At 59.3% G+C, this 26,423-nt stretch carries 31 protein-coding genes; 17 read left to right on the forward strand and 14 right to left on the reverse strand.

Going from position 1 to position 26,423, the window contains the following annotated elements; genetic code table 11:
* Positions 1-186, forward strand: a complete 186-nt coding sequence (locus tag ACJ8PE_RS12905) for a YpfN family protein (protein ID WP_004941720.1) — start codon at positions 1-3, stop codon at positions 184-186.
* Positions 187-216: 30 nt separating this feature from the next.
* Here the strand turns inward: ACJ8PE_RS12905 and ypfH are convergent, their stop codons facing one another.
* The 6 genes from ypfH to dapA form a co-directional block, all read right to left on the reverse strand.
* Positions 217-906, reverse strand: a complete 690-nt coding sequence (gene ypfH, locus ACJ8PE_RS12910) for an esterase (protein ID WP_099785460.1) — start codon at positions 904-906, stop codon at positions 217-219.
* 120 nt (positions 907-1,026) lie between these two features.
* Positions 1,027-3,039: a tRNA(Met) cytidine acetyltransferase TmcA gene (locus ACJ8PE_RS12915; RefSeq protein ID WP_197760209.1), complete on the reverse strand. Its 2,013-nt coding sequence runs from the start codon at positions 3,037-3,039 to the stop codon at positions 1,027-1,029.
* A 56-nt stretch (positions 3,040-3,095) separates the two neighbouring features.
* On the reverse strand, positions 3,096-3,965 hold the full coding sequence (gene ypfJ, locus ACJ8PE_RS12920; protein WP_033644002.1) for a KPN_02809 family neutral zinc metallopeptidase: 870 nt from the start codon (positions 3,963-3,965) through the stop codon (positions 3,096-3,098).
* A gap of 209 nt (positions 3,966-4,174) precedes the next feature.
* On the reverse strand, positions 4,175-4,888 hold the full coding sequence (purC, locus tag ACJ8PE_RS12925; RefSeq protein ID WP_033644003.1) for a phosphoribosylaminoimidazolesuccinocarboxamide synthase: 714 nt from the start codon (positions 4,886-4,888) through the stop codon (positions 4,175-4,177).
* 170 nt (positions 4,889-5,058) lie between these two features.
* Positions 5,059-6,111, reverse strand: coding sequence for an outer membrane protein assembly factor BamC (gene bamC / locus ACJ8PE_RS12930; RefSeq protein ID WP_033644004.1), 1,053 nt, complete (start codon positions 6,109-6,111; stop codon positions 5,059-5,061).
* 16 nt (positions 6,112-6,127) lie between these two features.
* Entirely contained in the window at positions 6,128-7,009 is an 882-nt protein-coding gene (dapA, locus tag ACJ8PE_RS12935; protein WP_442536765.1) for a 4-hydroxy-tetrahydrodipicolinate synthase, read from the reverse strand.
* A 110-nt stretch (positions 7,010-7,119) separates the two neighbouring features.
* Here dapA and ACJ8PE_RS12940 point away from each other — a divergent pair, with 110 nt between their 5' ends.
* Both ACJ8PE_RS12940 and bcp read left to right on the forward strand, forming a co-directional pair.
* Positions 7,120-7,725, forward strand: a complete 606-nt coding sequence (locus tag ACJ8PE_RS12940) for a glycine cleavage system transcriptional repressor (protein ID WP_369795937.1) — start codon at positions 7,120-7,122, stop codon at positions 7,723-7,725.
* 2 nt (positions 7,726-7,727) lie between these two features.
* Positions 7,728-8,192, forward strand: coding sequence for a thioredoxin-dependent thiol peroxidase (gene bcp / locus ACJ8PE_RS12945; RefSeq protein WP_197793422.1), 465 nt, complete (start codon positions 7,728-7,730; stop codon positions 8,190-8,192).
* 43 nt (positions 8,193-8,235) lie between these two features.
* On the opposite strand, the gene ACJ8PE_RS12950 is transcribed toward bcp, so the two are convergent.
* Positions 8,236-9,312, reverse strand: a complete 1,077-nt coding sequence (locus tag ACJ8PE_RS12950; protein ID WP_033644006.1) for an AI-2E family transporter — start codon at positions 9,310-9,312, stop codon at positions 8,236-8,238.
* A gap of 764 nt (positions 9,313-10,076) precedes the next feature.
* Between ACJ8PE_RS12950 and ACJ8PE_RS12955 the strand changes: the two genes are divergently transcribed.
* The gene (locus ACJ8PE_RS12955; RefSeq protein WP_232098651.1) at positions 10,077-10,388 is read left to right on the forward strand and encodes a hypothetical protein; all 312 of its coding nucleotides are present in this window, start codon (positions 10,077-10,079) and stop codon (positions 10,386-10,388) included.
* A 6-nt stretch (positions 10,389-10,394) separates the two neighbouring features.
* On the opposite strand, the gene ACJ8PE_RS12960 is transcribed toward ACJ8PE_RS12955, so the two are convergent.
* A complete protein-coding gene (locus tag ACJ8PE_RS12960; RefSeq protein ID WP_046687610.1) occupies positions 10,395-11,087 on the reverse strand; it encodes a B3/B4 domain-containing protein in 693 nt (230 codons plus the stop codon).
* Between the two features lie 43 nt (positions 11,088-11,130).
* Here ACJ8PE_RS12960 and ACJ8PE_RS12965 point away from each other — a divergent pair, with 43 nt between their 5' ends.
* Complete coding sequence (locus tag ACJ8PE_RS12965; protein WP_046687611.1) at positions 11,131-11,733, forward strand: XRE family transcriptional regulator; 603 nt, start codon at positions 11,131-11,133, stop codon at positions 11,731-11,733.
* 43 nt (positions 11,734-11,776) lie between these two features.
* Positions 11,777-12,229, forward strand: a complete 453-nt coding sequence (locus tag ACJ8PE_RS12970) for a GNAT family N-acetyltransferase (protein WP_089192118.1) — start codon at positions 11,777-11,779, stop codon at positions 12,227-12,229.
* A 2-nt stretch (positions 12,230-12,231) separates the two neighbouring features.
* Here ACJ8PE_RS12970 and ACJ8PE_RS12975 read toward each other — a convergent pair whose 3' ends face one another.
* Positions 12,232-12,849 carry a LysE family translocator gene (locus ACJ8PE_RS12975; protein WP_197760278.1) on the reverse strand — a complete coding sequence of 206 codons (618 nt, stop codon included), beginning with the start codon at positions 12,847-12,849 and terminating at the stop codon, positions 12,232-12,234.
* A 192-nt stretch (positions 12,850-13,041) separates the two neighbouring features.
* On the opposite strand from ACJ8PE_RS12975, the gene ACJ8PE_RS12980 reads away from it, so the two are divergent.
* Positions 13,042-13,503, forward strand: coding sequence for an Lrp/AsnC family transcriptional regulator (locus ACJ8PE_RS12980; protein ID WP_021504394.1), 462 nt, complete (start codon positions 13,042-13,044; stop codon positions 13,501-13,503).
* Positions 13,504-13,537: 34 nt separating this feature from the next.
* Here the strand turns inward: ACJ8PE_RS12980 and ACJ8PE_RS12985 are convergent, their stop codons facing one another.
* Both ACJ8PE_RS12985 and ACJ8PE_RS12990 read right to left on the reverse strand, forming a co-directional pair.
* Positions 13,538-14,746, reverse strand: coding sequence for an NAD(P)/FAD-dependent oxidoreductase (locus ACJ8PE_RS12985; RefSeq protein WP_404769108.1), 1,209 nt, complete (start codon positions 14,744-14,746; stop codon positions 13,538-13,540).
* A gap of 159 nt (positions 14,747-14,905) precedes the next feature.
* Positions 14,906-15,445 carry an RrF2 family transcriptional regulator gene (locus ACJ8PE_RS12990; protein WP_033644016.1) on the reverse strand — a complete coding sequence of 180 codons (540 nt, stop codon included), beginning with the start codon at positions 15,443-15,445 and terminating at the stop codon, positions 14,906-14,908.
* A gap of 340 nt (positions 15,446-15,785) precedes the next feature.
* On the opposite strand from ACJ8PE_RS12990, the gene ACJ8PE_RS12995 reads away from it, so the two are divergent.
* The 4 genes from ACJ8PE_RS12995 to ACJ8PE_RS13010 all read left to right on the forward strand — a co-directional run bounded on the left by ACJ8PE_RS12995 (position 15,786) and on the right by ACJ8PE_RS13010 (position 18,613).
* Positions 15,786-17,255: a beta-barrel assembly-enhancing protease gene (locus ACJ8PE_RS12995; protein WP_033651532.1), complete on the forward strand. Its 1,470-nt coding sequence runs from the start codon at positions 15,786-15,788 to the stop codon at positions 17,253-17,255.
* A gap of 20 nt (positions 17,256-17,275) precedes the next feature.
* Positions 17,276-17,629 (forward strand): arsenate reductase (glutaredoxin), encoded by a 354-nt coding sequence (gene arsC, locus ACJ8PE_RS13000; RefSeq protein WP_047025632.1) that lies wholly within the window; start codon positions 17,276-17,278, stop codon positions 17,627-17,629.
* Positions 17,630-17,829: 200 nt separating this feature from the next.
* Positions 17,830-18,060 (forward strand): hypothetical protein, encoded by a 231-nt coding sequence (locus tag ACJ8PE_RS13005; RefSeq protein ID WP_197793419.1) that lies wholly within the window; start codon positions 17,830-17,832, stop codon positions 18,058-18,060.
* Between the two features lie 13 nt (positions 18,061-18,073).
* Positions 18,074-18,613 carry a helix-turn-helix transcriptional regulator gene (locus tag ACJ8PE_RS13010; protein WP_033644020.1) on the forward strand — a complete coding sequence of 180 codons (540 nt, stop codon included), beginning with the start codon at positions 18,074-18,076 and terminating at the stop codon, positions 18,611-18,613.
* A gap of 13 nt (positions 18,614-18,626) precedes the next feature.
* Here ACJ8PE_RS13010 and hda read toward each other — a convergent pair whose 3' ends face one another.
* Entirely contained in the window at positions 18,627-19,328 is a 702-nt protein-coding gene (gene hda, locus ACJ8PE_RS13015) for a DnaA inactivator Hda (protein WP_025159568.1), read from the reverse strand.
* Between the two features lie 272 nt (positions 19,329-19,600).
* Between hda and ACJ8PE_RS13020 the strand changes: the two genes are divergently transcribed.
* Positions 19,601-20,116 (forward strand): hypothetical protein, encoded by a 516-nt coding sequence (locus ACJ8PE_RS13020; protein WP_016926729.1) that lies wholly within the window; start codon positions 19,601-19,603, stop codon positions 20,114-20,116.
* 33 nt (positions 20,117-20,149) lie between these two features.
* Positions 20,150-20,398 (forward strand): GlsB/YeaQ/YmgE family stress response membrane protein, encoded by a 249-nt coding sequence (locus tag ACJ8PE_RS13025; protein ID WP_016926728.1) that lies wholly within the window; start codon positions 20,150-20,152, stop codon positions 20,396-20,398.
* A gap of 47 nt (positions 20,399-20,445) precedes the next feature.
* On the opposite strand, the gene uraA is transcribed toward ACJ8PE_RS13025, so the two are convergent.
* Complete coding sequence (gene uraA, locus ACJ8PE_RS13030; protein WP_033651534.1) at positions 20,446-21,735, reverse strand: uracil permease; 1,290 nt, start codon at positions 21,733-21,735, stop codon at positions 20,446-20,448.
* A gap of 76 nt (positions 21,736-21,811) precedes the next feature.
* The gene (gene upp, locus ACJ8PE_RS13035) at positions 21,812-22,438 is read right to left on the reverse strand and encodes a uracil phosphoribosyltransferase (protein ID WP_004941642.1); all 627 of its coding nucleotides are present in this window, start codon (positions 22,436-22,438) and stop codon (positions 21,812-21,814) included.
* 255 nt (positions 22,439-22,693) lie between these two features.
* On the opposite strand from upp, the gene purM reads away from it, so the two are divergent.
* The 4 genes from purM (at position 22,694) to ACJ8PE_RS13055 (ending at position 26,423) form a co-directional block, all read left to right on the forward strand.
* Positions 22,694-23,731, forward strand: coding sequence for a phosphoribosylformylglycinamidine cyclo-ligase (purM, locus tag ACJ8PE_RS13040; RefSeq protein WP_197793418.1), 1,038 nt, complete (start codon positions 22,694-22,696; stop codon positions 23,729-23,731).
* Positions 23,731-24,369, forward strand: coding sequence for a phosphoribosylglycinamide formyltransferase (purN, locus tag ACJ8PE_RS13045; RefSeq protein WP_197793417.1), 639 nt, complete (start codon positions 23,731-23,733; stop codon positions 24,367-24,369). The genes purM and purN overlap by 1 nt, the downstream gene beginning before the upstream one ends.
* A gap of 728 nt (positions 24,370-25,097) precedes the next feature.
* Positions 25,098-25,340, forward strand: coding sequence for a hypothetical protein (locus ACJ8PE_RS13050; protein ID WP_127897176.1), 243 nt, complete (start codon positions 25,098-25,100; stop codon positions 25,338-25,340).
* A gap of 72 nt (positions 25,341-25,412) precedes the next feature.
* Positions 25,413-26,423 carry an ABC transporter ATP-binding protein gene (locus tag ACJ8PE_RS13055; protein ID WP_050594439.1) on the forward strand — a complete coding sequence of 337 codons (1,011 nt, stop codon included), beginning with the start codon at positions 25,413-25,415 and terminating at the stop codon, positions 26,421-26,423.

Consider the following 26,423-nt stretch of genomic DNA (forward strand, 5'->3'; position numbering starts at 1 on the left):
ATGCAATGGTTAGCTGATTACTGGTGGATTATCCTGCTGGTTCTGGTGGGGATGGTCGTCAGCGGCATCAAGGAACTGCGCCGCGTTGACGTCAAAAGCTATCTGGCCAACAAGCCGGAGATTCCGCCGCACCGCGACAACAACGCCCAGTGGGATGACGAAGACGACTGGCCGAAGAAGAAGTGATATCAGGGCGCTCATCGGCGCCCTGAATTTTTAGCGGAAGGCGATCAGCTCGCCGCGCTTGCCGGACAAGGCCTCGTCCCAGTAGCGCTGCGGCACATAGTAATGCAACCTTTCCAGCGCGGCGTTCATCATGCCCTGGTTGATCGCATGCCCAACGTCCTGTTCCACGTCCAGCGTGAAATCGGCGCCGTTGGTCCGCAACGCCTCCGCCGCCGCGTGAGCGTGCTGCACCGCGATCACCGCGTCCTCTTCGCCGTGGATCAAATGCACCACGCTGTCGCCGAACGCCTGCTCAGGCAACTGGGCGAAACGCCCGCTGAATGCGACCACTCGCCCGGCGAGGCGGGTTTCCGCCTTCAACGCCTCCAGCGCCATGATCGCTCCCTGCGAGAACCCCACCAGGGCAGTGCCGGCATAGCCAACGCCGCTCAGCTGCTGCCAATGGCGCACCACGGCCACAAACTGCGGCATTACGTCTGCGATGCGGGCCACGCGGTTCTCTTCGGTCACGTCCTGCACCGAAAACCACTGGCGGCCGACGCCGTTGCCAAACGCTGCGGGGCCACCGATGCTTACCACCTGCGCCTGGGGAAACTCCTTGGCGAAGTAACTGCCGATCTCCCCCATCGCCACCGGGTTGTCGCCGACACCGTGAAACAGCAAGATCAGCTGCGCCGCCGGGGTCGCCGGGCTTTGGACAACGAAATGCTCATGTTTCATCGATGACTCCTTAATAGTAACCAAACCTGACGCAGCGACTGTCGTCGCCACACCGCTGACAGCCACTATACGCCGCTGAGAAATCGGGAAAATCGGGTTTTATTGAGCAAGTTCTTCAATTTATTGCAATGACTGCGCCCAGTCGCGCCAGTAGCGGCAGTGCTGCGCATTCAGCTGTTCCAGCGCCTGCGCCGTTTCATGCCGCCAATGGCGCAGCAAGGCTTTCTGGCCGCTGACGCCCGCCCGCTCTGAGCACTCCGCGGGAGAGTGCCGCCGCTGCAGATGGCCGCGCAGTGCGGGCAGCGGCAGACTGCTGGCCAACAGTAACCGCTGCAACGCCCCCAGGCTGGCCTCCAGCGGCCGATGGGCAAAAGCGAACCCGGCCAGCTCGCGCCAGTCCTCTTCGCCGAGCGACGTATCGCCGTCGTCTCCCGGGATCGCCAGCGTAAGCTCGATACGCTGCCGCAGCCAGGGCCAGTCGCGTGCCAGATGCTTGTGTGCCGCGTGCCGCAGCGCCTCTCCTTGCTCGCTCAGGGGCAAGATCGCCATCGCGGTATAGCAGCCGCTGCTGGCCTCCGGCTTGCTGCCGATGCGCACCAGCTCGAAACCGCAGGATTGCCAAAAGCGCCACAGCGGCTCGGTATAGCCGAAGCTGACCGACAGAAAGTCCAGCCCCTGCGCCTGGCGGCGTTGCCGCTCGATCAACTGGCGCGCGATACCCCGCCGCCGCAATGCCGGCAGCGTCGCAATGCGGGTAATGCGCCGTGAACGCAGCGTCGGCGCCCACCATTGGCCGCCATGCGCCGCCAACGACTGCGCCACCAGATTGCCGCGCGGCCGACGGCGGCCGGCCCACACGTCGTGCGCCAACTCGGCGCTCAATCCGCCCTCTTCCACCAGCCACACGGCGCCGACCACCTCCAAACCGGCCTGCGCCAGCCCAAAATGCATGCCGGGCGCATCCATCAACCTGCGCAAATCCAGCGGTGAGGTGCGGTAATGCGCGCTGCTCAGCAGGGCGTAGAAACGCGCCAGCCGCTGCGGATCGGCGCACAGCTCGCCTTGTTCCGCCTGGCTGTAATCGATCGCCTGGCCATCCGCCGGCCAGGCGGGCAGCTCGTTGAACAACAGCGCATTGTCCGTTATCCGTTCCAGCGCATCCCCCTGCGCCCAACGCATCGGCTGATGCAGGCTCAGCGCCTGATAGGCCGGCAGCCCGGCGCAAAACTTCAGCAGAAAACCGCGGCCAGTGCCTTCATAGCCCTGCACCGTGGTGGTCAGCAACACGCGCGGGAAATAGCCGATCAACTGCTGCAACAGCGGCGCGGGGATCGCCGCCGCCTCATCCACCAGCAGCCACCCCACGGCGCTGACGTCGCCTTCCCGGCACTGCGCCAACAAGGCATCGGGCGCCCAAAACTGCGCGCGCCCCTGCGCCCATTCTCCGGCCACCGCCGTGGCGGCGCGGCTCGGCCCGGTGATCCAGCAGATCAGCGGCGACTGCGCCACCAGCATGCCCGCCAGCGTCGATTTGCCGCGGCCGCGAGCGGCGGTCAGCACCCACACGCCGGACTCGGCCTGCAGCAGCGCCGTCAAGATCGCCTGTTGTTCCTCGGTCGGGCGGCCATCCGGCGGCTGCCACCCTTCACGCGCCGGCAGCGCGGCCAGCGTCAGGGGCTCATCCTGCCGCCAGATCGTCACTTCGCTGTCGTCGGTCAGATGCTGCTGCAGATGATGAATGAAATGCGGCGTGGTGATCGGCTGCGGGCAATCGCTCCAGCGCAGGCTGTCGCCGTCCGGCAACTGAGCCCATTGCCGCCAGGGCGGCGTCAACAGCAGCAGCCAGCTGCCGGCGCGCAGGGCGCCACTCAACGCCGCCAGCGCCTCTACGTCCAGCGAATGACCGGCATCGAACACTGCGTGCAGCCGCTCCTGCCCCAGCAATTGACGCACCGCGCCGCTCGCCAACGCCGCTTGGCCGGGTGGCGGATTCTCCCCGACCCAAGGCCAGTCGCCGGGCAACGTCGCCGCCAGCCGCTGCGCCTGTTCGCGGCACCACTCGGGTTCGCCGCTGAGCACCAGCAGGCGCCGGATGCCCTGCCGCCGCATGAGTTGTTGCGCTGCCTGTAGCATAAGGCTGTATCTCAATTCGAAAAAAATGCCGGAGTCAGGCTCCGGCACGTGAGGTGTTAACGGGATGCGAAGGTGTTGCAGGTATTGGGATCGCCGCTGTCGAAGCCCTGTTTAAACCAGGTGTAGCGCTGCTGCGAAGTGCCGTGGGTAAAGCTGTCCGGCACGACGCGGCCCTGGCTCTGTTGCTGCAACCGATCGTCGCCAATCGCCTGTGCGGCATTCAGCGCCGCCTGCAGGTCGCCCTCTTCCAGCATCTGCTGCTTCTCGGCGTATTTGCCCCATACGCCGGCAAAGCAGTCCGCCTGCAGCTCCATTTTCACCGACAGGCGGTTCACTTCCGCCTGGCTGGCGCCCTGCTGCATCTGGCGGACCTTCGGCTCGATGCCCAGCAGGTTCTGCACATGGTGGCCGACTTCGTGCGCCACCACATAGGCCTGAGCGAAATCACCGCCGGCGCCCAGCTTGGTCTTCATGTCCTGATAGAAAGACAGATCGATATACACCGTTCTGTCGCCCGGGCAGTAGAACGGCCCCATCGCCGCCTGACCGGTGCCGCAGCTGGTGCGCGTCACGCCGCGATACATCACCAGCTTCGGCGGTTGGTAGGTTTTGCCCATGCGCTGGAAAATCTCTTTCCAGTTATCTTCGGTCGAGGCCAGCACCACCGAGGTAAATTTGGCCAGCTCATCGTCTTTCGGACTGATGCTGGCGCTCTGTTGTTGACCCTGAGGAGCGACATTACCGCCGTTCAACAGCGGCGACAGATCGATGCCGTAATAGCCGGCCACCAGCACCACCACCAGAATGACGATGCCGCCCTTGCCGCGCACCGGCACGCGGAAACCGCCGCCACCGCCGCCCAAACCTGAAGACTGCCCGCGACGATCCTCAACATTGTCACTTTCCCGACGCCCTTGCCAACGCATAAATACACTCCAGATATTTCCCCTGCTCGTTGAAGATGCCGCGCGTTGGTAAGCGCAAAGGCAGTTTCAAGCCTGAGTGGGATAGGTTTTAGTCATCTCGCATCCATCATTATAAATGGTCTGCCGCGGAGGAAATGTAGAAATTTTCTGGAAAAATGCAGAACAGCGGGACGATCCGGCCGGATCGCCCCGAATGGCGGTGCCAACGCTTAGTCGAGCTTCACGCCGATGCGGCGCGCCACTTCTTCGTAGGCTTCGATCAGGCCGCCCAGGCTTTGACGGAAGCGGTCTTTGTCCATCTTGTCCAGGGTGTTTTTGTCCCACAGACGGCTGCCGTCCGGCGAGAATTCATCGCCCAGCACCACTTCGCCGTTGAACAGGCCGAATTCCAGCTTGAAATCGACCAGGATCAGGCCGGCGTCGTCGAACAGCTTGGTCAATACTTCGTTGGCGCGGTAGCTCAGCTCACGCATGCGCGCCAGATGCTCTTTGCTCACCCAGCCGAAGGTTTCGCAGTAGGATTCGTTGACCATCGGATCGTGCATGGCGTCGTTTTTCAGGAACAGATCGAACAGCGGCGGGTTCAGCACCAGACCTTCTTCGATGCCCAGACGCTTCACCAGCGAACCGGCGGCGCGGTTGCGGATCACGCATTCCACCGGCACCATGTCCAGCTTCTTCACCAGCACTTCGTTGTCGGACAGCAGACGCTCCATCTGGGTCGGGATGCCGGCTTCTTCCAGTTTGCTCATGATGAAATGGTTGAACTTGTTGTTCACCATGCCTTTGCGATCGAACTGCTCAATGCGCTGACCATCCAGTGCTGACGTATCGTTGCGGAACTCCAACACCAACAGATCGGGATTCTCGGTGGTGTAAACGGTTTTTGCCTTTCCGCGATACAGTTCAGCTAGCTTTTGCATCTTACTTACTCCAGTGATGTATCCCCGTTGTCTCCCGAGCGCGGCCCGGAATTAGGGGGTATAGAATTGACCTAATGAATTCTTTGGCGTGCCGGGCACTATTGTGCCAAACCTGCGACGCAAACGATACCGTATAGACAAAACAAAAAGGGGCCGAAGCCCCTTTTTGGTTATTTAACGCTGGTTTTACTGAAGGCAGACTGGAATGCCGCCACCAGTGCGTCGTTTTTCGACTGGGTGAGCGGTTTGCCTTTCGGATCGATGAATTGCAGGCTGGTGCGGTTGTTGAGATCGCCGACCTGCAGCTTGTAATCCCCTTCCGCCAGCTCAGGATCCTTGACGCCCAACGCATCCCAATCGCTGCTGCTCAGGGACTTGTAGGTCACGGCGACGGTGCCCTGCGGACGGCTGCGGTCACCCACTTTCATCCCCAGTTTTTCGAGCGCCGGCGGCAGGCGATCCCACACCACGGTGTACGGGCCGCGCACGACCAGCATCGGCAGGCCGGTATCATCGGCGCCGCTCTGCACGTCCAGCGCGCCGAAGCGGCTGGCGGTCTGGCTGCTCGCCAGGTTGTCCTGCTTGTCCAGACCTTCGATCAGGGTGTTGATCATCATGCCGTTGTAACGCTGGATCTCAGATTGATCGGTGACCTGTTCGGTCTTGCCCTGCTGCTGCAGGCCAACGCTTTTCACCACCAGCGCCTGCTGGTAGCCTTGTTGCTGCACGCTGATCTGATAACGGCCTTCGTACTGGTTGTCTTCGTCCAGACGGTTCCACTTCACCCAGTCGGTGGTCAGGGTCTGACCGGCGTCCTGGCGGGAAGCGATCGCGATGTTCTTCGCCTGCAGCAGGCTGACCACGCGCGACCACAGGTTTTGGTTCTGCGGGCTGTTTTCCAGCAGCAGCGTGCCGCTGTCGCCGGCGTATTGCGCGCGAGAACCGCTCAGCAGCGCCAACGGCTGCACCGGCGGACGAATGTCCAGTTGCTTGCCGACGTTGCCTTGCAGCGTCGTGGCGGGCACGTCATAGTTGCCGCTCTGCACCGGCAGGATCATGCCGGACGGCGCGTTCAGCGCCTTGAGCGGAGCCGCGTCGAGGTAAGCCTCGTCGCCGCTGACCTGGCGCTTGTAGCGCTGATCGCTGCTGCAGGCCGCCAGCATCATCACCAAAGAGATGCCCACTACTTTTGCTACCGTCGACTTTTGCAATGAATAAGCCATCAAATTTCCTTTAGAGTTACAGCAAACCGACGCTTTTCAGCGCGCACTCCACCACCGGGCGGGCGGTTTCGCTCAACGGCGTCATCGGCAGACGCAGCGTATCGGTTGCCATCAATCCCAACGCCTTACAGGCCCACTTCACCGGAATTGGGTTTGCTTCTACAAATAGATCCTGATGCAACGGCATCAAGCGCTGATTTAAGCGGCGCGCTTCGGCGAATTTGCCCTGCGCCGCCAGCGCACAAAGTTCCGCCATCTCGCGCGCAGCCACGTTGGCCGTCACGGAAATCACCCCTTTGCCGCCCAGTTGCATGAAGTCCAGCCCGCTGGCGTCGTCGCCGCTCAGCAAAATGAAGTCTTCATCGTCAACCAGTACTTGGATCTGACTAACGCGACTTAAGTTCCCCGTCGCTTCTTTTACAGCAACAATATTCTTGATTTTCGCCAGCCGAGCGATGGTCGGCGGCAGCATGTCGCAGCCGGTGCGCGAAGGCACGTTATACAGGATCTGCGGCAGCTCGGTGCTCTCGGCGATCGCCTTGAAGTGCTGATACAGCCCTTCCTGCGTCGGCTTATTGTAGTACGGCGTCACCGTCAAACAACCTACCACGCCAGTGTTGGCGAAGCGGGTGGTGAGCGCGATGGCTTCGGCGGTAGCGTTGGCGCCGGTGCCGGCGATCACCGGAATGCGGCCATCGGCCAGCTCCAGCGTCTGCAGCACCACGTCAACGTGCTCGTCATGGGCAAGCGTTGCGGACTCGCCGGTGGTCCCTACGGAAACGATCGCCGCGGTGCCACTGGCTACATGATAATCGATCAATTTTTTCAGGCTCGCGCGATCGACAGCACCTTTGTCGTCCATCGGCGTAACCAGTGCAACAATACTTCCCGTAAACATTGGCCGTCCCCTCCACAAACAAGTCACTCATGGTACTTTTGCTGCCTATCCAAAAGCAAGCGCACAACCGCGTTGTAAGCGCTTGGCAGGCGGTTTTTTTTATGTTTACCATGGTAACCCCATTAAGCACGACAGGAAGCGCCATTTTGCCTCAGTCAGACGAACACTATCTCGTGATTACCGCGCTCGGCGCCGACCGCCCCGGAATCGTCAATACCATCACCCGCCACGTCAGCAGTTGCGGATGCAATATCGAAGATAGCCGTCTGGCCATGCTGGGAGAGGAGTTCACGTTCATCATGCTGCTGTCCGGCAGCTGGAACGCCATCACCCTGATCGAATCCACCCTGCCGCAAAAAGGCGCGGAGCTGGAGCTGCTGATCGTGATGAAGCGCACAAACTCGCATGAAAGGCCGCCGATGCCGGCCACCGTGTGGGTTCAGGTCGAGGTAAAGGACTCGCCGCACATCATCGAACGTTTTACCGATCTGTTCGACTCCAGCCAGATGAATATCGCCGAGCTGGTCTCACGCACGCAGCCGGCGGACGGCGACCTGCCGCCGCAGCTGTATATTCAAATCACCGCCCACAGTTCCGGCGATCGGGACGCCTCAAATATTGAGCAAGCCTTCCATCGCCTATGTACAGAATTGAACGCGCAAGGCAGTATTAGCGTGGTGAACTATCCACAGCATGATGAGAAAGATGGAGAGTAGTGATGAGCCCATTGAAAGCCGGTGACACAGCGCCGAAATTTAGTTTGCCTGACCAGGACGGTGAGGAAATTAATTTGGCCGACTTCCAGGGACAGCGAGTATTGGTTTATTTCTATCCGAAGGCGATGACGCCGGGCTGCACCGTGCAAGCCTGCGGCCTGCGGGACAACATGGACGAATTGAAAAGGGCCGGCGTCGAAGTGCTGGGCATCAGCACCGACAAACCGGAAAAACTGTCGCGCTTCGCCGAAAAGGAGCTGCTCAACTTCACGCTGTTGTCTGATGAAGACCATCAGGTATCGCAACAGTTTGGCGTGTGGGGCGAGAAAACCTTCATGGGCAAGACCTATGACGGCATTCACCGCATCAGCTTCCTGATCGACGCCAAAGGCAAGATTGAAAAAGTGTTTGATGATTTCAAAACCACCAATCACCACGACATCGTTCTGAACTACCTGCAGCAGTAATTCTCACGAAGCGCAGCGGCCAGCTGCGCTTCGTCTCCCTCCGTCAGCCGGCCTTGTCTTCCACCTCGACCCGCAGTTCATCCGGCCAGGCGTGAATCACCGCCTTCACCAGCGTCGCCAGCGGTATGGCGAAAAACACGCCCCAGAAGCCCCACATTCCGCCGAACACGATCACCGACAGGATAATCACCAGCGGATGCAGGTTGACCGCCTCGGAGAACAGGATCGGCACCAGCAGGTTGCCGTCCAGCCCCTGCACCACCAGATAGGCGACGATCAGCGTCCAGAAATCGGCGCCGACGCCCCACTGGAACAGCGCCACCACCACCACCGGTATGGTGACCAGCACCGCGCCGATATAGGGGATCAGCACCGAAAAGCCCACCAGCACCGCCAGCAGCAGCGAGTAGCGCATGTCCAGTACGGCGAACACCAGGTAGGTCGCCACGCCGACAATCACCATCTCCAGCACCTTGCCGCGAATATAGTTGGTGATCTGCTGATTCATCTCGTTCCAGACCTGCCCCGCCAGACCGCGATTGCGCGGCAACACGCGGCGCACCGCGTTCAGCAGCTGCTCTTTGTCTTTCAACAGGAAGAACATCATCATCGGCACCAGGATCAGGTAGATAGCCAGCGTCAACAGGCCGACCAGCGACGCCAGCGAGAATTTCACCACCGACTCGCCCATGCCGGACAGCCGGCTGCGCAGATTTTCCGCCATCATGTCGATGATGCCGGCATCCACCAGCGCCGGATAACGCTTCGGCAGCGTCGCGGCAAAGTTATAGAACTGGTTGAGCATGCCCGGCAGATCGCTCATCAGATTGATGCCCTGCTGCCAGGCGGTCGGCGCGACGACGAACACCAGCAGCATGGCGACGCCCGCGAACACCAGCAGCATGATGCTCGCCGCCCAGGTGCGCGAACAGCCGATGCGCTGCAGGCGCGCGGTCGGCCACTCCAGCAGATACGCCAGCACGATGGCGACCAGCAACGGGGTCAGAATGCCGTGCAGAAAATAGAGAATGAGGAAGCCGGCGACCAGGATCACCAGCAACGCGATAGCCTGTGGATCGGTGAAACGGCGGCGGTACCACTGTAATAGCATCTCCAGCATCAGAGCGGGCTCCTCGAGATTTGACGGGCGGGCATGGCGATTCCTGTGATGGGCCTGATTAAAGCATAGATAGAACGGCGCACGTGGGGGTGTGCAAAGCACTCAGAGTACTCAAAGTTCGCCATACATCAACAGCGATTTGGCTGAATTTATCGCGCCGGTGGGCGATCGGCGCAAAAATCCGCAGACGCCGCGTCAGAGTCGGTGAACGGCCCCGGGCGGGGCCGCAGAAGATTACAGCGAGGCACTGATGGAGAGCGGCGAACCGACCGCCAATGCGAACAACAACACACAGCCGATGGCGATCGCCGCCGCCAGATCATTTTTCATTGTCCTGTCCCTTGATGATGCGTAAACCGATTATCGCCACGAACTCTGTCGGTTCTTTACGTTGAAGGACTCTGCCGATGCACACCATTAAAAACCCCCGCCTAAGCGGGGGGAGAAAACGTTCTGGTGCATCAAGTATTACAAGGAGGTCATGAGGGATTGCTAACCCTAAATGACTATTTCAAGCTAGGATTATTCCCAGAGCATGGCAAGCGATCGCGTCGAGGTTCTCCGCACTTTGAGAAAAACCTCATAAAAAAATCCCGCACGGCAGCGGGATGAAGGGATGATAACGTCATAAATTTTTTATGCGGACAATGAGGCGGTATTGTCGTCATTTGGCGACAATACCGCGCCGCTCAGGCGGTCTCAAGGGAAATCTGACCGCCGTAAGGAAATCAGAATTTCGCCAACGCACGCGATCGTGAGCCATTGTGCAGCAACGAAAAGAAATGGGATTTTCGTCAGACCGCCGCCGTGTAAAAACAGGTAACATGGTCGCCATAATCCCAAATGCCGTCGGGGGAGAGATGAACAACAAGCCATTTGAATTTGATGAGGCAATCTGCCAGGCAATTGGGCGCGGCGTGTGCGAAGTCGTGAAAATAGGGGATGAAATCAGCGTCTTCTCTCTGCTGGAAGCTATCGAAAGCTTCATCGAGCGGCAGGCGCTCAGCGAAAGTGAAGTCGCGGCGGCGGACGACGCGCTGGATTTGATCACCGGTTTGGTCCGCCGCCAGTGCTGAGGCCGGTTACGAGGTGCAGCCGATGAGCCGTTGCTCTATCGCAACGCCGGGCATCATTTGCCGTAAACCGGCAATCAATTCGTCGCCCGCCGCATGCAGCGCCGCCAACGGCATTGCCGGCAGGCTCTCCAGGATGAACCACATCCGTTCGGCCTCGGCGCTCAGCCGGGTTCTGACGCCCTGACGCCAGTTCCAGCGGCGGCAGGTCACGCCGCGATCGTCGCGCCAGACCACCTCCCCCGCCTCCGGCGATTCATGGATCACCGCACCCTCCTTGACGGTATCGAACAGCTCGCTGCCTTCCGCGACGATCAGCCGCGGCTCGCCGACATAAGCCGCGATATTCTCGCCCCCCACCGGGACCGCATAACGAATGCTGACGGCGTTGTAGAGATCGACCACCGGATCGATGCTCGGCATCGTGCCGTCGCGCAGCGCGCGCTTGCGCAAGGCATCGGCGGAACAGGGCGTACGCTTGGGTTTGGCGCCAAACCGCATGAAGACATCGCGCCAGGCCGAGAGATGCGCCTCAGCCCAGGGCGCGTCCTCCTCGCCGAGGGCGCGACAGGCCTGCGCCAACGCCAGCGCCCCCACGTCCGGGTTGGTTATGGGAGCCGCGGCCACGGTAATGCTTAACGCCCGGAATCCGGGCGCCAGCGCAGCGACGGCCGGATCGATTGACGGATCGACTAAAATCATTGAATAATCCTATATTGACCATTTTATTCCATGATATTGACCGATGAGCGAAAAAGTCAACAGACCGACCGAGTTCGGCGCCGACGTGCAAACCGTCAGCGAAGCGGTGTCGCACCGCATCAAACAGCAGCGAAAAAGCCAAAAGCTGTCGCTGGACGAACTGTCGCGCCGGGCGGGCGTCAGCAAGGGCATGCTGGTGGAGATCGAGAAAGGCAGCGCCAATCCCAGCATCGCCATCCTGTGCAAACTCGCGGCAGCGCTGGGCCTGTCGGTGGCGGACATCGTCAACGTGACCCGCGCCCCCGCCGCCTACCTGATTGAAAGCCAAGACATTCCCACGCTGTGGCACGGCGATCGCGGTGGCTCGGCCCGCTTGCTGGCAGGCACCCGCGGCCCGAACATGATAGAACTGTGGCGCTGGGAAATGGCGCCGGGGGAAGCCTATGCATCGGGCGGCCATCCGGCGGGCACCTTCGAGCTGCTGCACGTTGAACAAGGCGTCTTGAGCCTTGCCGTCGAACAAACCGAGCTCAGGATTACGCCAGGCTGTTCGGCGGTCGCCAGAACGGACGGCCCGCACCGTTACGCCAACGAGGGCGAAGACACGCTGATTTTCACCATGACGGTCGCCGAACTGCACGCCTGAACGGTGGCCCAGATCTTAACGCTTGCACAGGAGAAGAACCCTCATGACAATCCCTGCCCCACGGGAGTGGCGGCGTGCTGACTATCTCGTCAGCACCGATCCCGCCCTGCTGGATCTCGATGCCATCCACGCTTTTCTGACCCGTTCCTCATGGGCGGAGGGAATCGATAAAGAAACCGTCCGCCAGTCCCTCACCCACAGCCTGTGCTTCGGTTTATATCACGAGGCCAGGCAGATCGGTTTCGCCCGGCTGGTCACCGATTACGCCACTTTCGGCTATCTGTGCGACGTGTACGTGCTGGAGACGCATCAAAAAAGCGGGCTGGGTCTGTGGCTGGCGGAATGCTGCCAGGCCCATCCGCTGATGGCGAAGCTGAGGCGAGTCATGCTGGTCACCAGCACCGCCCCCTGGCTCTATGAGAAAGTGGGCTATTCGGCCATCAACCACCCCGACTTTGTCTGGCAGATCGCCCGGCCGGACATCTACCGACGGTAATGCTATTTCAGCGCCTGCTCGGCCAGCAGCCCGAGCGCGATGACGATCATCGCCGCACCGGAGATGCGTCCCACCCCCTTCGCTGCCTGCGGGCGCGTGCGCAGCACCGACTGCGAACCGAATCCCACCAGCAGGTACACCAGGCCGCAGCTGATCAAATGCACCACGCCCAACGCCAGCATCTGCATCGGCACCGACCATTCGGCCCGGGCGTCGGTAAACTGCGGCAGCAGCGCCAGAAACAGCAGAAACACCTTGGGGTTCAGCCCGCTGACGCACACGCCCTTGCCGGCCCAGCGCAGCCAGGAATCGGAACGCTGATCTTCACCGGCGCCGGGCACCGGCGGATGCAGCAGCATATTGAAACCGATCCACAGCAGGTAAGCCGCCCCCAGCAAGGTGAGCGCCGTCAGCGCCAGCGGATTGCCGACCAGCAACGCGCCGACGCCCGCCACCACGATCGCAATCATCAGCAGGTGACCGAACAACAAACCGGCGACGGCGGGCACCACCACCCGGCCGCGAATGCCCGCCGAGATCACATAAGCCCAATCCATACCCGGCGTGATCACCAACAGAATCGACACCGCCCAAAAAGCGGCGAACAGAGCGAGTGTCATGCCGGCGCCCTCCCAAACGCACAGCGCCGCACCGAACAGAGAACCATCGCGTTTTCCTCGTAGAATAAGCACGGCCCCCGCCTGGCGGCGGCCGTCAAAACCGTTCAACAGATGGCAAGAATATCCTCAAGGCGTTAAAATGTGCTTTCAATTACTTGCCTGAAATCGGCATAAGCGGGGAAATTTTTCCAAATGGACAAGATTGATCGCAAAATTCTTGCGGAACTGCAAACCGACGGGCGTTTGTCGGTGACCGAGCTGGCCGAGCGGATCGGATTGAGCGTATCCCCCTGCCACCGCCGGGTGCGCGCATTAGAAGAATCCGGGGTGATCAGGGGCTACCGCGCCCAGCTCGATCCCGGCAGCCTGGGCTACAACTTCTCCGCTCTGGTGTTCGTCACCATGCGCGAAGGCGATCGCCGCGCCGTCGAAACCTTCGAAAATGCCATGGTGGACATTCCGCAGGTGGTGCAAGCGCAGCGTTTGTTTGGCGATCCCGATTATCTGCTGCACGTTATCGCCCGCGATCTGCCCGCCTTCCAGCAGCTTTACGACGAGAAGCTCTCCGCCCTGCCGGGCGTGCAGCGCCTGAGCTCCACGCTGGTGATGAAAACCGTGGTGCCGGAACGCTCTTTCCTGCCGCTGGGGAAATGACGACGGGAGCGTTGCCGCTCCCGTTTTTATCTTTTTAAGGCACAATCACGAAATCCGGATTGGCGACGGCGAACAACGCCTCGCGGTCCGCCGCCGGTGGGTAAATCCACTGCGTGTTAATCTCCTGTTTAATCTTTTTGCCTTCCTGACGGGTAAAGCGCACCTGGCGCTGCCAGCCTTCGGTATACAGCGCGCCCCAGGGGCCCAGATCCAGACAGGTCACATACTTCGGCTGGCTATACGGGTGCGTCGGCAACCCCACCAACTCCGCCGCCGCATTGTGACCGGCGACGCGGCCGAGGCTCATCGCATGCTGGCAGGTCATCAGATTGTGGTTACCGAGATCGTCGGTCGCCGCTTTCACCGTATCGCCGGTCACGAAAATGCCCGCCGCCGCCGGCGCGCGCAGGAAGGCGTCCCCGATCACTCGGCCATTAGCGTCACGTTCGCCGGGGATTTGCTCGGTCAGCGGGTGCGCACGCACGCCTGCCGCCAGGATCACCGTGTTGGCGGCGATGCGCTCACCGTTCGACAGCATCACCCCCTCGGCATCGATAGCCGAAACGCGCAGGCCGGCTCGCGCTTCCACGCCGCACTCCGCCAGCGCCTGGCGAATCACCGCCCCCGGCTCCGCGCCCATTCCTGCGCCCACTTCCGGGGCGCTATCGACGATCACCACGCGCACATTCTCGTTTTTCCCCAGCGCATCGCGCAGCCGCTGCGGCATCTCCGCGGCGCTCTCCAGCCCGGTCAGCCCCGCTCCCACCACCACGGCAGTGTTGCGCGCCGGCGTTGACGGTTTGGCCGCCAGCGCTTTGATATGAGCGCCCAAGCGCTGTGCGCTTTCCAGCGTATCGACGTTGAAACCGTATTCGGCAAAGCCCGGCACCGCAGGCACGGAAAGCCGACTGCCGGTGGCCCACACCAAACGATCGTAGGCCAACTCAAGGGGTTCCCCCACCGCCGGCGCCACCCTGAGCGTTTTGGCGGCGGCGTCGATACGTTCCACCGTCCCGGCCAGGTGCCGTGCACCGACGGCGGTGAGCTGCGCGGAAATGTCGGGGTTCATGTTGTCCAGCACCGCTTCATACAGGCGTGGCCGGATGGTGACCGTTGGCGTCGGCGAAACCATCAGCACCTCGATGTCGTCATGCTTACCGGCAAGGGTAATGGCGCGCATGGCGGACACGGCGGCCCAAAAACCGGCAAAACCGGAACCGGCAATCACTATTTTCTGCGTCATGGGATGACTCCTTCATACAGGGTTGACCGGGCGACGAGGCTGCCCGCAGTTTTTTCGGATGAACGGCGCCGTTCCGCTCCCGTCGCAGGGTGCAGAAGGACCGCCCGCCCCTTCCGAAGAGGCGGGAAAAATGTGTTTTGTTTTAAGGAAAGGCGGAGTTTAGGTCTTGGCGCGAGCCGTTTTGCCGCTGCGCGCGGTGCGTTCCGTCATGCGCTCGTCGAGCCAGATGTTGACCTCGCCGAAGAAACCCTGTGGCGCCTTGCGGCCAAAACGGGCAGCGACGTCGCCGAGGGTCTGCGCCGCCAGCGCATCGCGCATCGCCTTCTCCGCCTGCAGCATCACCGCATGGATAGCGCATTTGCCGGAGACCGCCCATTCCGGCGGGGAATCATCGAACACCGCACAGCGCCCGCGCACCTCCTGGCAATCGAACAGCGGCTTGTGCCCCTCGATGGCGTCGATAATCTCCAGAAAGCTGATCTCTTTCGCCGGACGGGCCAGCCGGTAACCGCCGCGCACCCCTTCACTGGCGGCGACGATGCCCGCCTTTTCCAGCTTGGGGAAAATCTTGGCCAGAAAGCTGGGGGAGATCCCTTGCAGTTCGGCAAGTTCGCGGCTGCTGAGCGCGCGCTGGTTATCGCCGACCAGCCACAGCAGGCAGTGGATGCCATATTCAACGCTGGTTGTGATGTACGCCATATGTCCGTTTTTGACCGTCAGTAAACCTTCAATAACGCAGACTATATGAGTCTGCGTTTATCTTGTCAATAAAACACGGACTAACTTTATCCGTGTTTTATTGAAGTTCCGTCTCGCTCCCGACGGAGAAAATGCCCTTCGAAATGAAAAATAAAACTTTTTTGCCCGATTCGCCCCCGGCTAACGTTTCCTTGTCGCCTGCCGCTGACTATGATGTGATGATTGCCGTCGCGGCGGTTTGTGATCCGCCGCACTTTCACGCGGATCGCGCCGTGGGAATAAAGAACTCTTGTCTGCTGCTGACGTCTTAGAAATGATTATTTAAGGGAAACGCCTGACTATGACCAACCGGTTGACCAAAACCGCGTTAGCGGTGCTGTTGCTCGGCACGTTGAACGCCACCGCCCTGGCGCCAGCACAGGCGGAAAGCCAGGACCAGTTGCCGGATATGGGCACCTCCGCCGGCGGCACCCTGAGCATCGGACAAGAGCTGGCGATGGGCGACTTCTACGTGCGCCAACTGCGCGCCAGCGCCCCGCTGATCAACGATCCGCTGCTGAGTCAATACATCAACCAACTGGGCAACCGGCTGGTGGCCAGCGCCTATTCGGTGCGCACGCCGTTCCATTTCTATCTGGTGCGCAACGACGAAATCAACGCCTTCGCCTTCTTCGGCGGCAACGTGGTGCTGCATTCCGCCCTGTTCCGCGTCAGCGACAACGAAAGCCAGCTGGCCTCGGTGCTGGCGCACGAAATCTCGCACGTCACCCAGCGCCACCTGGCGCGCGCAATGGAAGATCAGCAACGCAACGCCCCGTTGACCTGGGTGGGCGCGCTTGGTTCCATCCTGCTGGCGATGGCCAACCCGACCATGGGCATGGCGGCGCTGAGCGGCACCATGGCCGGCACCCAGCAGGGCATGATCAGCTTTACCCAATCGAACGAACAGGAAGCCGATCGCATCGGCATTCAGGTGCTGCAGCGCGCCGGTTTCGATCCGGAAGCGATGCCCGACTTCCTGCAGAAACTCTCGGATCAGTCGCGTTACGCCTCCAAGCCGCCGGAAATGCTGCTGACGCACCCGCTGCCGGACAGCCGTCTCTCCGACGCGCGCAACCGCGCCAACCAGATGCAGAAACACATCGTGCAGTCTTCGCAGGATTACCTGATGGCCAAGGTGCGCGCACTGGGCATGTACAGCTCGGAAGGCTATGGCCTGAATGAAGAGCTGCTCGGCTCGCTCAGCAAGGGGAACGTGCGCGAACAGGCGGCCGCCAAATACGGCCGCGCCATCCTGTTCTATGAAGCGAAAAAATACGACGACGCGCGCAACATCATTCAACCGATGCTGGCGCAGGATGCGAAAAACGTCTGGCTGATTGACCTGATGACCGATATCGATCTCGGCCAGAAACGCGCGCCGCAGGCCATCGCCCGCCTGCAGGCGGCCAACGCCGCCCAGAACAACAACCCGGTGCTGCAACTCAACCTGGCCAACGCCTATGTCGAAGGCAACCAGCCGGCGCAGGCGTCGAAGATCCTGAACCGCTACACCTTTGCCCATCCGGACGATCCGAACGGCTGGGATCTGCTGGCGCAGGCCAGCGCCGCTCAGGGGCTGCGCGATGAAGAGCTGTCGGCCCGCGCCGAAAGCCTGGCGCTGAACGGCCGGCTCGATCAGGCTATCGGCCTGCTCAGCAATGCCAGCTCGCTGCAGAAACTCGGCAGCCTGAAACAGGCGCGCTACGATGCGCGCATCGACCAGCTGCGCCAACTGCAACAGCGCTTCCGCCAATACCAGCGCAGCTGATTCAACAAGGAATGAACGCTATGAAAAACGTCACGATTTACCACAACCCGCGCTGCTCCAAGAGCCGTGAAACCCTGGCGCTGCTGGAACAGCACGGCGTCGATCCCAAGGTGGTGCTGTACCTCGAAACGCCCCCTACGGTCGATGAGCTGAAAAAGCTGTTGAAGGAACTGGGCTTCACATCGGCGCGCGATCTGATGCGCAAAAAAGAAGATCTGTACAAGGAATTGAAGCTGGCGGACGACAGCCTGAGCGAAGAGCAACTGCTGGCGGCGATGACGGCGAACCCGAAACTGATCGAACGCCCCATCGTGGTGAAAGGCAGCAAGGCGCGCATCGGCCGGCCACCGGAGCAGGTGCTGGAGATTTTGTAATCGTCCGGCAAATCTCTTATTGAACCGCAAAATACCAATAGCCCTGAACAGGGCTATTTTTAATTAATTGTTATATAAATACTTTTCATCACCACAGTCTTCTTTCGCTGCTATGCTGCGCAAACGCCAAATCTCTCGGTGAAACAGCCGTTGACAATCGTCAACACTCCACCTACCCTGATCGCATCACTGGACGAGCGATGAAAAAACACCCAGACAAGCACATTCAGGCGGCATTAGCTTACGCCCTTTCTCAGGGTTGGCATTTTCGGCCCAGCAAGGGGCACGCATTTGGCCGACTACATTGCGCCTTTGCCGGGCATCAAGAACATATGATGAGCATCTGGAGCTCGCCAAAAAACCCAGAGGTACATGCCAAACAGATTCGGCGCAAAGTCGATCACTGCCTGGCGCTGTCGCAGAAAAAATAACCGGAGAATCACCATGACGCTCTATCATTTCTCATTGACGCTGGATGGGGTCACCGCCGATACCGCCGGGCTGGAAGATGCGCTGTATGCGGCGGGATGCGATGACGCGCTGATCTGTTTCTACGGTAAAGCCGTTTACCTGGAGTTCGATCGAGAAAGCGATAACTTTGCGCACGCGATTTGCAGCGCCATCAGCGATATTGAATCCGCAAATATCGGCGCCAAGGTGATATCGGTGGACTCCAGTCTGGTGGGATTAAGCGATATTGCCGAGCTCACCGAACTGTCGCGTCAGGCGATCGCCATGCTAAAAGACGGGACTCGCGGCCCCGGCGGCTTCCCTTCCCCCATTCAACGGCTCGGCGGCGCCTCACCGCTGTGGCGCTGGGCTGACGTGGCGGCCTGGTTGGCACAGCAGGGGAAAATCGACCCACGGCTTGCAGACAATGCGCAGTGTCTGGAACATATCAATCTCGCTTTGCAACTGCGAAACGATCGGCAACGCCAGCAGGTTGAGCACTACTGCTCCCTGCTGGAACACGCGGAAAAATAGGCAGATTAGCCCGTTACAGCCCCAGGATCTCTTTAACGAACGGGATGGTGAGCTTGCGTTGGGCGGTGATCGAGGCACGATCGAGTTGATCGAGGGTCATAAACAGCGTGCGCATCTCGCGATCCAGCCGTTTCAACAGGAAGCGGCCCACGTCTTCCGGCAGCTCGAAGCCGCGCAGTTTGCCGCGCAGCTGCAGCGCCAGCAGTTTCTCTTCGTCCGACAGCGGCTGCAGCTTGTAGATCTGCCCCCAGTCCAGGCGCGAAGCCAGATCCGGTAAACGCAGGTTCAGCTGACGCGGCGGACGATCCCCGGTGATAAACAAACGGGTGCGGCCGGTTTCCAGGATGCGGTTGTAGAGATTGAAGATCGCCATCTCCCACTCTTCGTCGCCGGCGATGCATTCGATATTGTCGATGCAGACCAGCGCCAGCTGCTCCATGCCGTCCAACACTTCAGGCACGAAGTAGGCGCGCTTGTCGAGCGGCACATAGCCCACCGCTTCGCCTTTCTGCGAAAGCTCGGCGCAGGCCGCATGCAGCAGATGGCTGCGCCCGCCGCCTTCGCGCGACCAGAAATAGATATAGCTGCCATGTTCCTGACGGACGGCGGATTGGATCGCGGCTAATAGGGATGGGTTCTCGCCCGGATAAAAACTGGCGAAAGTTTCATCATCGGGAAGATAAAGTGGCAGTGAAAGCTGTGCCGGCGTATTCAGAGAAGCACCTCAACCAAAACTGGCAGAAAAACGTGGGCAGTTTAACACAGAAAACGGGCGCTGTTGAACCGGCAGGATCTTATGCCGCAATAGTGAACAATGCCTAAGCGCCGCTTGATCGGCGGCGGCGCCCGCCGAGGCAAGAATTATCCTATATCATTCCCTAACTCCATGCCTGCGCAGGTTAAATTTGTAATTTAAGTAAAATCTGACCTAGTATAGGTAGGCTAAATGCAATCACCATCAACAAGGTTTCTGCAAGGATATAGACGATGAAAGTATGGAATAAAGTGCTGTTGGCCTCCTTTATCGGGTTGTTGGTTGCCGGCTGTGATGACTCCTCCAAGGTTGACGCCAACCTGGATAAAGCCAAAGACAGCGCCGAGCAGATGAAAGACGCCGCCCAGAAAAAAGCGGACGATCTGACGGACAAAGCGAAAGCGACGGCGGATGAAATCAAAAAAGAGGCCGCCACTCAGGCGGATCAGCTGAAAGACAAAGCTTCGGCGATTAAAGAAGATGCCGCCAAGCAGGCGGACGCCATCACCAACGATGCCAAGGCCAAAGCCGCCGCGATCAAAGACGACGCAGGCAAACAGAGCCAGCAGTTGGTGGATCAGGCCAAGGCCATCAAAAACGACGCCATCAACGGCGCTAACGATCTGACCGAGCAGGCCAAGGCGAAGACCGAAGCCATCAAGAACAGCGCCGAAAACAAAGCGCAAGAGTTGAAACAAGAGACCGATGCGGCGGTGAACGGCAATACTCAGCCGGCCACCCAGCAGTAAGCTATTCTCAGCCACCAAAGAAAGGAGCAGTAAATGGGGATTATTTCCTGGATTATCTTCGGCCTGATCGCCGGTATTTTGGCTAAGTGGATCATGCCAGGCAAAGACGGCGGCGGCTTTATTCTGACCGTCGTGTTGGGGATCATCGGCGCCGTGGTCGGCGGCTATATCAGCACCTTCTTCGGCTACGGCAAGGTTGACGGCTTCAACTTCGGCAGCTTCGTGGTGGCGGTTATCGGCGCCATCGTGGTGCTGTTCGTGTACCGCAAAATTCGCAGCTAAGGCGAATGCCATAAGTCAAAAGGGCAGCCCCCGGGCTGCCCTTTTCGTTACTTCTGCTCCGCCGATTCGTCCGGCGCGTCAAGCACCTCTTCTTCCTTGCGGAACAGGCTGATGACCTTGAACAGCAGGCTCAGGCCGATCCCCACGATGGTCGCCAGCGCCATGCCTTTCAGCTCCGCCGCGCCGATGTGCACCTTGGCACCGCTCACGCCGATGATCAGGATCACCGAGGTCAAAATCAGGTTCTGCGCTTTGTTGTAATCCACTTTGGATTCGATCAGCACGCGAATGCCCGAAGCGCCGATCACACCGTACAGCAGCAGTGAAACGCCGCCCATCACCGGCACCGGCACCGCCTGGATCGCCGCCGCCAGCTTACCGATGCAGGACAACAGGATCGCCAGCACCGCCGCGCCGCCGATCACCCAGGTGCTGTAGACCTTGGTGATGGCCATCACGCCGATGTTCTCGCCGTAGGTGGTGTTCGGCGTGGAGCCGAAGAAGCCGGAGAATACCGTCGAGATGCCGTTGGCGAACATCGAGCGGTGCAGGCCAGGATCGCGGATCAGGTCTTTTTTAACGATGTTGGCAGTCACCACCAGGTGGCCGACGTGCTCGGCGATCACCACCAGCGCCGCCGGCAGAATGGTGAAGATGGCGAACCACTCAAAGCGCGGGGTGTAGAAGGTCGGCAGCGCGAACCAGTGCGCCTCGCGGATCGGGGTCAAATCCACCACGCCCATGAAGAACGACAGCGCATAGCCCACCAGCACGCCGATCAGGATCGGGATAATCGCCAGGAAGCCGCGGAACAGTACTGAACCGAGCACCGTGACCGCCAGCGTCACCAGCGAAATGGTGATGGTGGTCGAGTCGGCGCTGGCGCCTTCCGCCGGCAGCAGCCCCGCCATATTGGCCGCCACGCCCGCCAACTCCAGACCGATGACGGCGACGATCGCCCCCATCGCCGCCGGCGGGAACATCACGTCCAGCCAGCCGGTGCCGGCCTTTTTCACGATCAGCGCCACCAGGCAGAACAGCACGCCGCACATGATGAAACCGCCCAACGCCACTTCGTAACCGAGCGGCAACAGCAGCAGCACCGGCGAGATAAACGCGAAGCTGGAACCGAGGTAGGCCGGGATCTTGCCTTTACAGATGAACAGATACAGCAGCGTGCCGATGCCGTTGAACAACAGCACGGTCGCCGGGTTGATCTTGAACAGGATAGGCACCAGCACGGTGGCGCCAAACATGGCGAACAGGTGCTGGAAGCTGAGCGGAATGGTCTGGAGCAGCGGCGGGCGCTCGCTGACGCCGATGGCGCGACGGGTCATGTGTGCTTTTCCTCGGTTTATTGGTTTTATAGGTTTTAGTCAAAAAAAAGCCGACTCGTTAAGTCGGCTCAAATGTTTACTTAGTACCAAATATCTTGTCGCCCGCATCGCCCAGGCCAGGCACGATGTAGCCCTTGTCGTTCAGACACTGATCGATGGAGGCAGTGTACAGCTCAACGTCCGGGTGCGCTTTCTCCAGCGCGGCGATGCCTTCCGGCGCCGCGACTAGAACCAGCACCTTGATGCTGTGGCAGCCGGCTTTCTTCAGCAGATCGATAGTGGCGATCATCGAACCGCCGGTGGCCAGCATCGGGTCGACGACCAGCGCCATGCGCTCTTCGATGTTGGAAACCAGTTTCTGGAAGTACGGCACCGGCTCCAGGGTTTCTTCGTCGCGGTATACGCCCACTACGCTGATGCGCGCGCTCGGCACGTGCTCCAGCACCCCTTCCATCATGCCCAGGCCTGCGCGCAGGATTGGCACTACGGTAATCTTTTTCCCTTTGATCTGATCCACTTCAACTGGCCCGCACCAGCCTTCGATGGTGACTTTTTCCGTCTCCAGATCGGCGGTCGCTTCATAGGTCAGTAAACTACCCACTTCTGAGGCCAGCTCACGGAAGCGTTTGGTGCTGATGTCATTTTCGCGCATCAGGCCAAGCTTGTGTTTTACCAGCGGGTGTTTCACCTCAACGATCTTCATCATTTTTCTCCTATTAAGGTGGTTGCGGCCAAAAAAATCGCGGGATTATACCTCCTTTTTTTCGCCGCGCCACCCACAATAGCCCGATCGGGATCAACAAAAGTTTGAATATCAGTATAGATGACGAAAAAGCGGAGCCGGTTCACAAGCCGCTCGCAAACGTTTGCCTGCGCTGTTAGAATTGCCGCGCCTTATTCCGGAATCAACATCGGAAGCACAGTTTTCAAACCGCAAATCGTCGTGGGGAATCGCGCAGTGACCGACAAAACCTCTCTCAGCTATAAAGACGCAGGTGTCGATATCGATGCAGGCAACGCATTGGTAGATCGCATCAAAGGTGTAGTTAAACAGACCCGTCGCCCGGAAGTGATGGGCGGTCTGGGCGGGTTTGGCGCCCTGTGTGCGTTGCCGCAGAAATACCGCGAGCCGGTGCTGGTTTCCGGTACCGACGGCGTGGGCACCAAGCTGCGTCTGGCGATGGATCTGAAACGCCACGACACCATCGGCATCGATCTGGTGGCGATGTGCGTCAACGATCTGGTGGTTCAGGGCGCCGAGCCGCTGTTCTTCCTCGACTACTACGCGACCGGCAAGCTGGATGTGGACACCGCGGCCAGCGTGATCACCGGCATCGCCGAGGGCTGCAAACAGTCCGGCTGTGCGCTGGTGGGCGGCGAAACCGCTGAAATGCCGGGCATGTACCACGGCGAAGACTACGACGTGGCCGGTTTCTGCGTCGGCGTGGTCGAAAAATCCGAGATCATCGACGGCAGCAAAGTGCAGTCCGGCGACGCGCTGATCGCCCTGAGCGCTTCCGGCCCGCACTCCAACGGCTACTCGCTGGTGCGCAAAATCCTGGAAGTGAGCAACACCGATCCGACCGCTACCCAGCTGGAAGGCAAACCGCTGGCCGACCACCTGCTGGCGCCGACCAAGATTTACGTGAAGTCCGTGCTGGAGCTGATCGAGAAAGTGGACGTCCACGCCATCGCTCACCTCACCGGCGGCGGCTTCTGGGAAAACATTCCACGCGTGCTGCCGGAAGGCATGCAGGCGGTGATCGACGAAGCCAGCTGGCAGTGGCCGGCGGTGTTCACCTGGCTGCAGCAGGCCGGCAACGTCAGCCGTCATGAAATGTACCGCACCTTCAACTGCGGCGTAGGCATGGTCATCGCCCTGCCGGAAGCCGAAGTGGAAGCGGCCATCGCGCTGCTGACCGCGGCAGGTGAAAAAGCGTGGAAAATCGGTAAACTGACCGCCTCTTCCGACGAACAACAAGTGGTCATCAACTGATGAAAAAGATCGTGGTGTTGGTCTCCGGCCAGGGGAGCAATCTCCAGGCGCTGATTGACGCCTGCCAGCAGGGCCGCATCGCCGCCGAGATCGTGGCGGTGTTCAGCAACAAGGCGCTGGCTTACGGCCTGCAGCGCGCCGAGGCCGCGGGCATCGCCGCCCAAGCGCTAGATGCCAAGGCCTACGCCGATCGCACGGCGTTCGACGCCGCGTTGGCGGACGCCATCGACCAGTACCAGCCCGATCTGGTGGTGCTGGCCGGCTACATGCGCATCCTCAGCCCGCAGTTCGTGCAGCGCTATGCCGGCCGCATGCTGAACATCCACCCTTCCCTGCTGCCGAAATACCCGGGGCTGCATACCCACCGTCAGGCCATCGACAACGGAGACAGCGAACACGGCACCTCGGTGCACTTCGTGACCGAACAGCTCGACGGCGGCCCGGTGATCTTGCAGGCCAAGGTGCCAATTTTCGCTGACGACGAAGAGGATGACGTGGTTGAACGGGTGCAAACCCAGGAACACACGATCTATCCGCTGGTGGTGAGCTGGTTCGTCGACGGCCGCCTGGCGATGCGCGACGGCGCCGCCTGGCTGGACGGCGAACGCCTGCCTGAACAGGGTCACGCCGCCGACTGATGCGCGCAGCCTGAACCTTGCCTAAACGGCGCCCACGCGGCGCCGTTTTTTTTCGCTGCCCGCCGCGATGGTTCCAAAAGGCTCGCTGCGCCGTGGCCAAACTGCCCGCTTTAGGGCCAACCCCGTCTCGTTGAGCGCGTCCCAGTATGTCGCATCAATGCCCCGCCCGGAACCGAACGCATCACGGGCACCAAGCCAACTGTGGTTCCGCGCGCAATAATCCTTGTCAAAAAATAAAACCATTATAATACTTTCCACCATAAACAATATTAGGTGAAATTTTTCAAAAAAGAATATATTTATCCCTTATACATAGTTTTAAATTAAATAAACTAACGTCAACCCCATGATTATTGTGAGCTTCGTTGCAATAACAGAAAACACCCCTGTCAATTGTAATGATGTGTTGCCGTTCTATTACAAGTATGTAAGAGTGTGTCTAACACGATAACTTAACATTACGTACATAGGATTCCTTTCATATTCGCAAGCGCCAGTCATATATGACGCCTTCAAATGCAAATAATTCAATATGAAAGAATTCAGTATCGCCGCTGCTTATTTTTATATAATTAGCACGATATTAAAATTGATTTTTATTTTTCAGATAAATATTTAATGGGGAATATCCCATTGAGATGAATTCGTTTGAATATATTTCAACGATATGCAGCAGCTCGAATCATGTTATAGCTAACTCATCAATAAACTGATTAATAAGGATATTTATGCTTAATCATACCTCTCTGACTCGTCAATCCCACCGTTTCGATATTGTTCTCGACTCGCCTTCCATGCCCTCTGACGGCATTGATTTATTAGTCGAAGAACTGCCTGAAACGCTGCACTTTGCCAGCGATTGCGCCTCAACCGGCAGCAGCGTCAGCACCGCCTCTACAGCGGGCTGCGGCTGCATTGCAACGGCGAGCTGCATCGGCACAATGGGCAGCGTTACCAGTAGCGGCAGCTAAATCATTACCCACAACCGGTACAAGATACTGTGCCAGTTAGTTATCTGAAACTCTACTCACTGGCTTTAAACAATGAGCACGTACACTGACGCCACTTTAGATTTCGACAGCAGTCATAAGCCAACCCTGGATATATCCTGGGATCGCAAACGGCCGCTATTAGAGGTCGAGTCACTGAATAAGTTTTATGGTGACACGCAAGTTCTTCATGACATCTCGCTGCAAATCAAGCCGGGAGAAATCATTGGATTGGTCGGACCTAACGGTGCCGGCAAAACGACGCTCATGGAAACCTTGTACGGAGGACAGCCCTTTGAAGCCGGCTTGGTGCGTTTATTTGGCGAAGACGTTCGACAAGGGCTTAATCACGTCATCAAGCAACAGTTAGGCGTCGTTCCGCAATCCTTTAGTTTGCCTTCGCTGCTGCGCGTTGAAGAGATCATTTCGCTCTATCAGGTACTTTATACGGATGCGTTGTCGGTTAAGCAGTTATTGGACATTGTGGCGCTAAAAGCGCAGCGTAAAATGCGTTTCTCGCGGCTTTCAGGGGGGCAAAAAAGACGTTTGGTGTTGGCGCTGGCATTAGCCGGCAAACCCAAGCTTCTTTTGCTGGATGAACCCACCAGCGATCTTGACCCGCAAAGCCGACGCTATATTTGGCGGCACATTATTGCGAATTCTCGTCAATCTGGCACGGGCGTATTGATCGCCACTCACCAAATGGATGAGGCGGAGAATTTATGCGACCGGGTGATGATCATCAACCACGGCCGGTTGCTGGAGAATGCCAGCCCACAACAGCTTATTGAGCGTTATTGTCCTGGGCATCATATCCGATTCTCAGTGCCGTTGACGTCGGTTGACGAGTTCCTCGCGCTCTTCCCTGAGGCGACGCAGGAAAGCGATGAACATGATCAAACCTTCCGCCGCCTACATATTCCCACCCAAGAATTGGCACAGGTGTTACCGCAAGTGATTGCGTTATCACAACGATTGGGTTGTGAACCCGAACAAATGCAGGTAAGCAAAAACACCCTCGAGGATGTGTTCATTCATCTGACAGGCGAAGCATTAAGGGATTAA

It is taken from the genome of Serratia sp. CY74737 (assembly GCF_052166775.1).
GTDB lineage: Bacteria > Pseudomonadota > Gammaproteobacteria > Enterobacterales > Enterobacteriaceae > Serratia > Serratia ureilytica.